The sequence below is a fragment of the Gordonia tangerina genome, assembly GCF_021556435.1.
Taxonomy (GTDB): Bacteria; Actinomycetota; Actinomycetes; order Mycobacteriales; family Mycobacteriaceae; genus Gordonia; species Gordonia tangerina.
Genome location: NZ_JAKGCU010000048.1, coordinates 1 through 9,729, shown reverse-complemented (window position 1 = coordinate 9,729; position 9,729 = coordinate 1). Strand labels below are relative to the sequence as shown.

Genomic DNA, 9,729 nt, shown 5'->3' with positions numbered 1-9,729 from the left:
ACCCGTCGAGTACGAGAGCGCCTACTGGTCGACCCACACCGTCACCAGCTACCGTGAGAACCCGGTCCCCGCAAACGCTGGAACCAACTAACCGAGCCTCCAGCAAACCCGGGGCGATTCACACCGTCTCCCGAATCACGGATCGGGTCATCGAAGAGATGGTGTCGTGGTGGGCACGCCCGCTGGAGAAAGTGTACGCGGCGGTGTTCATCGACGCGATCATGGTCAAGATCCGGGATGGGCAGGTGCGTAACCGGCCCATCTACGCCGCGATCGGGGTGGATCTCGACGGGCACAAAGACATCCTCGGCATGTGGGCCGGCGACGGCGACGGCGAGTCGGCCAGGTTCTGGCTGGCGGTGCTCACCGACCTCAAGAACAGGGGTGTCCGCGACATCTTCTTCGTTGTGTGTGACGGATTGAAAGGGTTGCCCGACAGTGTATCTGCCGCGTTCCCGTTGGCCACGGTACAGACGTGCATCATCCATCTGATCCGCAACACCTTCAAGTACGCCTCCCGCAAGTATTGGGACACGATCAGCGCCGATCTCAAACCGATCTACACCGCGCCGACCGCCGCTGACGCCCGGGCGCGGTGGGAGGAATTCGCCGAGAAATGGGGCACGCCGTACCCGGCGATCGTGACCCTGTGGGAGAGCGCGTGGGAGGAGTTCATCCCGTTCCTTGACTACGACGTCGAGATACGGCGAGTGTTGTGCTCCACCAACGCGATCGAAAGTCTCAACGCCCGCTACCGGCGTGCGGTGCGCGCTCGAGGACACTTCCCGAACGAGCAGTCCGCACTCAAAACGCTCTACCTGGTCACCCGGTCGCTGGACCCGAAGGGTACCGGTCAGACGAAGTGGGCCGTACGCTGGAAGCCAGCGCTCAACGCCCCGGCCATCACGTTCGCCGATCGTATGCCCGCAGCCGAAGAACGCTGACCCGCCGAGCAATCGGAAAACCGCCGCTTACACCGAATATCGGACAGACCCGTCGGGGCCCGATTCCCGCCGAGCTCGTGGTGAGCGTGCGTGAGACGCTGGGTGGGGGTCGTCCAGAACGGGGGGTGTCCCTATGGGTTTGTCAAGCAGCTGAAGCGATTGGGGTTCGGTAGGGCTCGCTGTGCTTGAGCATCGCGTAGAGGACGTCGCATCGTCGGCGTGCCAGGCAGATGAGGGCGGCGTTGTGTTTCTTTCCTTCGGCGCGTTTGCGGTCGTAGTAGGCGCGGCTGGTGGGGTCGTGCAGTGCGGCGAACGCGGAGAGGAAGAAGGCTCGTTTGAGTTTGCGGTTTCCGAATCGGGCGGGGTGCTCGCCACGGATGGAGGTGCCGGATCGGTGGGTGACTGGTGCGATGCCGGCGTAGGCGGCCAGGTGGCCTGCGGTGGCGAATGCTGAACCGTCGCCGACTTCGAGGAGGATGCGGGCTGCTGTGTAGGGGTCGTAGCGGATCTGGTTTCGCACCGCGGCAAAGTGGCTCCGCGCCATGTCTCGATCGTTGTCCGCGTCGCCGGTAGCATCACGGGTGGACGCCTGCACGGTGGCGTGGTCGAAGGCCAGGATACGTGACGCTGCGAGAAGAACTGCAGGCTTCCCGGTTGCCTCCTGTCGATGTCACAGGACCCGGGTCAGCGGGAACCGGCGTCCTGCTGATGGTAATGCTCCTGCGTGCGTTTGTGTGAACGCGGCGGCCCTGCTTAGCGTCCTCCTCGCGGACTTGCCGCGACAGGCCGGTTAGCCTGACAAGGATGCTGCGGCCTTTCGTAGTGACGCCTCCAGGGTCGTTTCCGCCTCGGGTAGAGCCGCCGCGAGGGTTGTGACGGATCGGAGCCGCTCGGATGAGGCGTGATCCTTCTGTACTGCTGCGCGTGCGACTGCAGTCCAGGATGTCGCCGCATGGTGGGCGTTGGCTGCAAGGATGGCGGTGGCGTGATCGCCGGTGAGGCGCGCGATTTCGTCGCAGCCCTGTGCCAGCAGTCGGCGGAACAGGCCGCCGCCGGTCCCCGCTTTCTCGATGAAGGCGCCGAGGCTGAATAAATGCATCTCGAGGTCGTCGGTCGACAGGGCTCCCCAGCTGCAGACGTCGGATGCGAGCGCGCTGGCAGCGTCGAGGCCGTGTGACCCGTGTTCTGCGGGCCCGGCGATCGTCGATGCGCCTGGGGTGCTCAGGCTCGCTGCGGATTGTGCGAATGCCTGTGCGGCCACCTCGAGAATCGAAGGTGGCGTCTGTGGCCAATTGATACGAAACAGCGTGTGTCGGGTTGGCTCCGGGAAGGAGGTCGAGCGGCGCGCGCGTGCGAGTGCGTCCAGTGGGACGCGTTGAAGGTCTTCGCGATCGTTGTCGGCGATGTACGCGACGCCTTGCGTCTCGTCGTAGCCGACTACAACGATGTCGTGGCGGCTCATGCGCAACTGGACCCGCAGGTAGGGGAGTTCTGCGATCTCCGCCCAGACCAGTGCAGGGCGTCCCTGATCGATCTCGCCACGAAGGTTCTCCCAACCCTCGGCCGGGTCGTCTGTGGCAAGCACCTCGACGGTGCCGCCCAGACGGCGGGGGAGGTCGATCTCAAAATCAGGTCCTCGTCCGACTAAGTACACGGGTGGCATCAGCGCTTTTGATCGAATGTAGGTGAGGGAGAGGGCTCCGCCGAGGGCAAAGACGAGGCCCTCGTCGGGTGGGCCGTCGTAACCGAGCCCGGTCCACTCCATGAGGTCTCGCATCGCACCGGACCCACAGTGGCCACCCATTCGGTGCGGGTAGGGGTCGATCATCGAGGGGCCGGACACTGACACGATCCTCCTGTGTTGAGGCGGTACGAAAATTGTCGATTGCCGGGCCGACGACTGAGGCAGACCGGGTTAGGCGTGGAATGCATCTAGTGACGTCGCACGCTGCGTGAGTATAAGAGGGCCATAGGCCTCTTTGAGAGCCACCAGGATGTTGTCGAGAGGCAGGTCGTTGTACACACCTCTTTCGCGGACGTACTCCATGTGTGTTGAGCCGTCCGCGGAGTGAGCGTGGAGCAACGCGTCGCTGTCGCCGGTGAAGTCGATCGGGGCGACTCCGAACCGCGCGCACAGTTCCGAGTTGAACGCGGGTGTCGCCTTGAGCCACCGTCCGTCTATGTAGACGTGGCTGTACCCGTGATAGACGAAGACGTCGGTTCCCATCAGCTCACGTAGGGCGCCCGTTTGGAGGTGATTACGGACGTCGGCGAAGCCTAGCCGCGCTGGGATCCCGGCGGCGCGGAATGCGGCGGTAAGCACGACGGCCTTGGGGACGCAGTATCCACGCCCGGATTCGATTACATGGCTGGCCCGGTAGTGCTCTGGGTCGTTGGAGACGGTGTACGGGTCGTAGCGGATGGCGTCGCGCACCGCGGTGAACAGGCGGCCGGCTTTGTCTTTGTCGGTGGTCGCGTTGCCGACGGCTTCGCGTGTGAAGGTTGCGACGGTGGCGTGCTCGATGTCGAGGAAGCGTGAACCCGTCAGCGCCGCCGGGCTGACCGCATTTGTCGGTGATGTGGTCATGGGGCCGCTCCGATCAATTCGGACCTGACGATCGGCGCTCGTTGTGCAATGGCGCGCTTGGCGGTCACGAAGTCAGCGGGTCTGTTGACGCAGTCAGCTGCAATCAGTTCTCCGGCGGTTAAGTAGTAGCAGGTGAAGTCGCGGCCATGGGCGGGGTTGCCGCTGACCAGCACCTCGTCGTATCCGGTGTTGAGCCCGGCGATCTGGAGTTTGAGGTCGTATTGGTCGGACCAGAACCATGGCAGTGCGGCGCGACCGGTTGTGTTGTCGCAGATTGTGGCCGCCGCGATCTTGGCGTGCTCGGTTGTTGCGGACACGCACTCGAGACGAACACGTCGCCCGTACCGCTCGATTCGGTGGTTGGCGCAGTCGCCGGCTGCGACGATGTCAGGATCGCTGGTACGAGCGCGGTCGTCGACGAGGATGCCGTTTTCGACGTCGATGCCCGCAGCTGCTGCGAGCTCCGTGTTCGGAATGACGCCGACGCCGACGATGACCAGGTCAGCGGCCAGCGTCTCCCCCCCGGACAGGACAACGCCGTCGACTCGTTCGTCGCCGCGGAACCCTTCGACCATTGCGTCGGTCCGTACCTCGACACCCTTCTCGCGGTGAATTCGATCGAAGAATTCCGACACGACGGGCGCCGTGACACGTTCGAGTACGCGTCCTGCCGCCTCCAGGACGGTGACCTCGACACCCAGGGTTCGAAGCGAGGCCGCTGTCTCCAGGCCGATGTACCCGCCGCCGACAATGACGACCCGCGAACCCGGGACCGCGGCGGCGCGGATGGCCTCGACATCGGTGGCGGTGCGCAGATAGTGCACGCCCGGCAGGTCGGCGCCGGGGACCGGCAGTGCGCGAGCTCGAGCGCCGGTGCACAGGGCCAACTTCGAGTAGGACACCGCGTCGTTGTTGCCAAGAGTGACGGTTCGTTCGGCACGGTCGATCGAGGTCACGGTCCCGTCGACGAGCTCGATCCGTTGCTTGTCGTAGAACTGGCGGCTCCGAATCGCGACATCGTCGAGATGGCAATCGCCAGCCAGGTATGCCTTGGACAGCGGCGGCCGCTGATACGGCAGGCGGCCCTCGTCGCCGATCAGCAGGATGGCCCCAGCCCACTTCTCCTTGCGCAAATTGGCCGCCAGCTGTGCGCCCGCGTGGCTTGCGCCGACGATCACGACCCGATCAGTACTCACGTCTCCGGCTTGGGAGTCAGACGGACCATCATCTTGCTGATCCCACGAACGAAGTTGGACTGCACGTACTCCGGATCACCGACCACCTCGATGTCGTCGAAGCGCTCGAGAAGTTCTTCCCAGAGAATGCGCAACTGCAATTCGGCCAAACGGTTTCCCATGCAACGGTGCACACCGAAACCGAACGCGATGTGGTTGCGAGCGTTGGACCGATCGATGATGAGCTCGTCCGGGCGGTCGAACACTCGCTCGTCGCGGTTGCCGGAGGCATACCACATGACGACTTTGTCACCTGCGCGGATGAACTGACCGTTGAGCATCACGTCCTTCTTGGCGACCCGACGCATGTATGCCAGCGGGGTTTGCCACCGGATAATCTCCGACACCGCATTGGGAATCAGATCCGGATTGGCTTTGAGTTTCTCGAACTGCTCGGGAAACTCGTTGAGAGCCAGCACTCCGCCGCTCATCGAGTTGCGGGTGGTGTCGTTGCCGCCGACGATCAGCAGCACGAGGTTCCCGAGGAACTCCATCGGGCTATTGTCGAGAAGGTTCTTGGTGTCCTCGTTGCTCTGCAGCATGGTGATGAGGTCGAATCCGGTCTCCTCGCCTGCCGCGGTCCGCGCGGCCTTGTCTCGCCACAGCGCACTCAAGCCCTGTGCCATCGCGACCATCTCGCGGAAAACTTTGTCGTTGTCCGATGGTCCGCCGTTGGCCTGCTCCATCGACGTGGCCAAATCCGACCACTGGACGAGTTTGTGGCGCTGCTCGTAGGGGTAGTCGAGCAATGTCGCGAGCATCCGCGCGGTCAGTTCGACCGACACGGTCTGGACCCAGTCGAACGGTTCGTCGAGCGGTAGCTCCTCGACGACTTCCCGGACGCGAGACCGGATGAGGCCCTCCATCTCGCGCAGGTTCTTCGGTGCGACGACTCCCTGGACGGCGGCGCGCTGCTTGTCGTGCCGCGGCGGGTCCATGGCGATGAACATCGCGATATCCATGAAACGCGGGGGCCGACCGATGATGATGAACGGTTCGGCGGAGAACGCTTCATGGTTTTTGTCGACAGCGATGATGTCGGCATGTCGAGTGACCGACCAGAACGGCCCGAAGGGACTGCGGGGCTGGAAGTGAACGGGCGCCTCATTGCGCACACGCTCGAAGTAGGACCGCCACATGCCCTGTCGGTAGAGAAATGGGTTGCTCAGATCGATGTCAGTGAGTTCGACGTCCTCGACCGGCGGGATGGGGGTCTCGGTGAAGATTTTCTTGCCGTCGGTTCGGGTGACGATCCGGCGGGTCTTGTCATAGACGTGAGCGCCACGGATCTGCAGATCGATCGGGATCATGGACTGCGCCTTCTCGGCGATCGCGGTGGTAATGCTCATCTGAAAGTCGCTCTCATTCTCTCACTTCACAACTGGAACTCGGGGAGGTGAACGGTCAACCCGTCCCACTCTTCGCGCGCGGTCATCTGACACGACAGCCGCGAGTTGGCCTCACGCTCGGGGTGCATGCTCAACATGCCTTCTTCGACGTCTGTGCTGTGGCCGACGGTGTCGATCCACGCGCTGTCGACGACGACGTGGCAGGTTCCGCATGCCGCCTCACCGCCACAGTCGCCATCAATGCCCGGTATCGCCTGGTCGACCGCGGTCTGCATCAGTGACCTGCCGGGCATCACCGGCGCGGGGTAGTCCTCGCCGTCGTGGGTCACGTAGGTGATCGTGGCCATGGCCACCTCCTTGTTCCTGGGTCGTAGAGATGAGTGTGCGCGCGGCGAATGTGGTCGATCCAGGTTCGGACGTCGCGATGTCTTGTTAACTTGGCTCATATGAGCCTTGTCGAGTCGGGGATGCCGCCGCTGGCGTTCGCCCAGCTCCTCGACAGCGGCGCCTTGGGCGCGGCGGAGACCCGAGCGTTCGAACGCATCATGGCCCGCGAGGGCGTCGATCTCGCGGTCGTCATTGCGCGACAGGGCCAAGTGCCTGTCCGGTGGTTTCACGAGGTGTATCCGGCGATGGATTCCCAGCAGGGATTCCGGTTGGGCGTAGCGTTCGCCGAGCACGCTCAGCTCACCTCGTTCGGCCCCATCAGTTTGCCGCTGGTCAGTGCGGGTTCCGTCGTCGAAGTTGTTCAACTGCTTCAGTTCTTGCCCCTGATATCGACCGCGCTGAGCACCGAGTTCCAGCACGGAGATTCTGGACTGACGATCGCTCTGGCCGGGCGCACCGACAGCGCCGGCACCGATTGTTTCGCCGTCACCTACGGTGGTCTGGCTGTCCTGCGGTTGGTGGACATGCTCGCCGGTGCCGTCCCCTCCGTGGAGCTTCATCTGACATGCCAGGCGCCGGCAGACCTGATCGCCGTGGGTGAGATCGGCCATCGGATCGTTTTCAACGCGCCCGCGGCGTTCGTGCACATACCGGCTGCCGTGCTCTACGACGTGTGCCGTTTCTCCGACCCCGTGGCCTACCGGATCGGTATTGCCGAGCTTCGACGCGTCTACGAACAGCGTAGGCCCAGTTCCTACACGCAGCTGGTCCGCGCACAGTTCGATGCCGACCCTGCCCGCGCTGACGGTGCTCGTATCGCGGCGGAGCTGTCGATATCGGTGAGCACACTCAAGCGACGCCTGAACGCCGAGGGCACCACCCTGCGTCGCCTGCGGCAGCAGTTCGTCCAAGAACGGGCCACCGCGCGACTGCTGGATCCGGGCATCGGTGTCGGCGAGATAGCCGCAGAACTGGGGTACTCCGACGCCGCCAGCTTCTCTCATGCGTTCACACGGTGGGTCGGATGCTCCCCGACGCGGTTTCGCCGCGCACCGGCGAATCGGCAGGCAGCGCCGGGCATCTGAGCAGGTCAGTCCGCGCGAAGAAGATTGACGAAAAAGCTGTCTACCGTGGAGGTGTCGGCGTAGCGCGCGAAGTGCATGAGATCGACTTTCACGAACTCGCCGGTGGCGGAAAAGTAGGTCTCGCCGTCCACAGTCCCGCTCGCCCCGATGTGCAGGATGTGATCGGCGTCCTCGTCGATGCACGCCGTAAGACGTACTGGTACGTGGAGGGGTACCGGTCGGCGGTACTTGACGGTCAACGTGCGCGTGACGGCCGGGGTGCCGGCGATCCACAGCGTGAATCCCATGATGTCGTCGCACGCGGCCGAGATAGCGCCTCCGTGCGCCAAACCTGGTCCACCGGAATGCTTGGTGGTGAAAGAGTGATCGGCAAAAACGCGGTCGCCGTCGCGGTACACCTCGAGCTGCAGGCCGCTGGCATTCTCCGGCCCGCAGCCCATGCACGATGGGGAGTGTGCGGGCAGTTTGGTGGGTGCTGACATCACAGTCCTCGAATCGATGCTCGTGCCGGTAGCAGACCACTACCAACGGTATCGTTGGTAGAATGCCACATCCACGCTGGACCAACAGCGTGAGGAGACCTGGTGGCGGTGAGCATCAATGGCCTCGACGACGTCGATCCGCGGCGGGTTCGTTCCCGGAACCGTCTGCTCGACGCCACGGCGGTGTTGCTGCGCAGCGGGGGAGTGGAGGCTGTCACCGTCGAGGCGGTCACGAGCGTTCCCGCAGCTGGAGACAGTCGTGCGGCAGCAGTCGGTCGACCCGATCCCTGCGGGAGTGCCGTCGTTTCAGTCATTCGACCGGATGGGCACGGCGTTCGGGGAGAAAGGCGCCAAGACAACGGCGTTTATCGCCATGGAGAACCGTGGCGGCCTCACCCCGACGGTGCGTGCACGCTACGACGAGCTTGTCCAGGAACTTCGTGGCACCACCGCCGATGTCGCTTCCGCCCGCGACCTGGTGGGGGGATCGCCGATGTGTGTTGTCGAACTTGTCAGGATGTAAAGCCTGGGACGGGATCACGGTCGTTCTAGAAGTACTGGCCGACGTCGGCAATCTTGTAGGCCACCGGGTCATGCAGGCTGTGCGTCCGGATGTTGCGCCAGAACCGGTCCAGCCCCAAACGCGGGTGTGTCCCACGCGCCCCGATGACCTCGAAGATCCGGCTGCCTATAGACAGACCCGCCTCGGTGGCCAAGACCTTCACCCCCGACACCTGAACCATCAGCGAGGCCCGATCGGCGGGTGCCAAAGCATCACCCTTCTCCCAGATCCGCTGCACCGCGTGCGACGCATCGCGGGCCGCCGCGTCAGCGCCTTGTAGTTTAATCGCAAGCTCTCCAAAGGTCCGAACTACGTATGGATCCTGCGTGGCCTCAGAAACCCCCGCAGGGGTCCATGGCCGTGCGTGCTCCAGCGTGTATTCGCGAGCGGAGTCCAGCGCTTCGGCGGCAATTCCTATGTAGACGTGCGAGAAGATCAGTTGCACCAACGGGCCGAATAGGCTGGCGCGCCTATAGCCGAAAAAGTCGGTGATCACGCTGTTCGGAGCCCCCAACACCTCGTGCGGAAGCACTTGAACATCTTTGAAGTCCGTTGTACCGCTGTCGGTCCGCCGCATCCCCAGGGCTTTCCAGTCATTGTTGGGACGCACTCCCCCTCGGTCGGTGGGTATGACCGCTGTGATAATTCCCGACCGCTCGGGTGAGTCATCATCCTGCGCCACGCCAAACACCAGAAGCAGATCGGATCCGAGCGCCCCGCTACAGAAATGCTTGGTCCCGTTCAGCACGTAACCACCGTCGTCGCGTGGGGTTGCACGCACCTTCCAGTCGAGAATGTGACTGTTGTTCTCGCTCAACGCGTTCCCCGTCCAGGAACCCTGCGCCACGCGGCGGTAAGTGGCGTCGCGCTGCTCCGGCGAGCCGAGGAGTTCGATGAAGGCTGCACACACGAGGTGGTATCCGTAGAGGTGGCCAAGCGAGCCGTCGACCTTGGCAATCTCGCGGATTACTGCGAAGACTGAATCGCCCCGGGTTTGCTGGAGGCTCGGTTAGTTGGTTCCAGCGTTTGCGGGGACCGGGTTCTCACGGTAGCTGGTGACGGTGTGGGTCGACCAGTAGGCGCTCTCGTACTCGACGG

General features: G+C 63.7%; 8 protein-coding genes and 4 pseudogenes. 4 read left to right on the top strand and 8 right to left on the bottom strand.

Annotated elements, in window-relative coordinates; all coding sequences use genetic code 11:
• Positions 1-122: 122 nt before the first annotated feature.
• Positions 123-944 (top strand): annotated as a pseudogene (locus tag L1892_RS24315) (IS256 family transposase); the annotation flags it as partial.
• Between the two features lie 142 nt (positions 945-1,086).
• Here the strand turns inward: L1892_RS24315 and L1892_RS24310 are convergent.
• The 6 genes and pseudogenes from L1892_RS24310 to L1892_RS24285 all read right to left on the bottom strand — a co-directional run.
• Positions 1,087-1,434: pseudogene (locus L1892_RS24310) on the bottom strand (transposase); the annotation flags it as partial.
• A gap of 300 nt (positions 1,435-1,734) precedes the next feature.
• Positions 1,735-2,772, bottom strand: a complete 1,038-nt coding sequence (locus tag L1892_RS24305) for a BtrH N-terminal domain-containing protein (RefSeq protein WP_472892132.1) — start codon at positions 2,770-2,772, stop codon at positions 1,735-1,737.
• Positions 2,773-2,859: 87 nt separating this feature from the next.
• Positions 2,860-3,531: a transglutaminase-like domain-containing protein gene (locus tag L1892_RS24300; RefSeq protein ID WP_004020618.1), complete on the bottom strand. Its 672-nt coding sequence runs from the start codon at positions 3,529-3,531 to the stop codon at positions 2,860-2,862.
• Positions 3,528-4,727, bottom strand: coding sequence for an NAD(P)/FAD-dependent oxidoreductase (locus tag L1892_RS24295; protein WP_014928948.1), 1,200 nt, complete (start codon positions 4,725-4,727; stop codon positions 3,528-3,530). Before L1892_RS24295 ends, L1892_RS24300 begins: the two co-directional genes overlap by 4 nt.
• Positions 4,724-6,115, bottom strand: a complete 1,392-nt coding sequence (locus L1892_RS24290; RefSeq protein ID WP_004020620.1) for a cytochrome P450 — start codon at positions 6,113-6,115, stop codon at positions 4,724-4,726. Before L1892_RS24290 ends, L1892_RS24295 begins: the two co-directional genes overlap by 4 nt.
• A gap of 26 nt (positions 6,116-6,141) precedes the next feature.
• Positions 6,142-6,462 (bottom strand): 2Fe-2S iron-sulfur cluster-binding protein, encoded by a 321-nt coding sequence (locus L1892_RS24285; RefSeq protein WP_004020621.1) that lies wholly within the window; start codon positions 6,460-6,462, stop codon positions 6,142-6,144.
• 99 nt (positions 6,463-6,561) lie between these two features.
• On the opposite strand from L1892_RS24285, the gene L1892_RS24280 reads away from it, so the two are divergent.
• Positions 6,562-7,587 (top strand): helix-turn-helix domain-containing protein, encoded by a 1,026-nt coding sequence (locus L1892_RS24280; RefSeq protein ID WP_004020622.1) that lies wholly within the window; start codon positions 6,562-6,564, stop codon positions 7,585-7,587.
• Between the two features lie 5 nt (positions 7,588-7,592).
• Here L1892_RS24280 and L1892_RS24275 read toward each other — a convergent pair whose 3' ends face one another.
• Positions 7,593-8,069 (bottom strand): PaaI family thioesterase, encoded by a 477-nt coding sequence (locus tag L1892_RS24275; protein WP_004020623.1) that lies wholly within the window; start codon positions 8,067-8,069, stop codon positions 7,593-7,595.
• 108 nt (positions 8,070-8,177) lie between these two features.
• On the opposite strand from L1892_RS24275, the pseudogene L1892_RS24270 reads away from it, so the two are divergent.
• Both L1892_RS24270 and L1892_RS24265 read left to right on the top strand, forming a co-directional pair.
• Positions 8,178-8,303, top strand: a pseudogene (locus L1892_RS24270) (TetR family transcriptional regulator); the annotation flags it as partial.
• Between the two features lie 4 nt (positions 8,304-8,307).
• Positions 8,308-8,550: pseudogene (locus tag L1892_RS24265) on the top strand (MMPL family transporter); the annotation flags it as partial.
• Between the two features lie 67 nt (positions 8,551-8,617).
• Here L1892_RS24265 and L1892_RS24260 read toward each other — a convergent pair.
• Positions 8,618-9,541, bottom strand: coding sequence for an acyl-CoA dehydrogenase family protein (locus tag L1892_RS24260; protein ID WP_014928945.1), 924 nt, complete (start codon positions 9,539-9,541; stop codon positions 8,618-8,620).
• Positions 9,542-9,729: the final 188 nt, after the last annotated feature.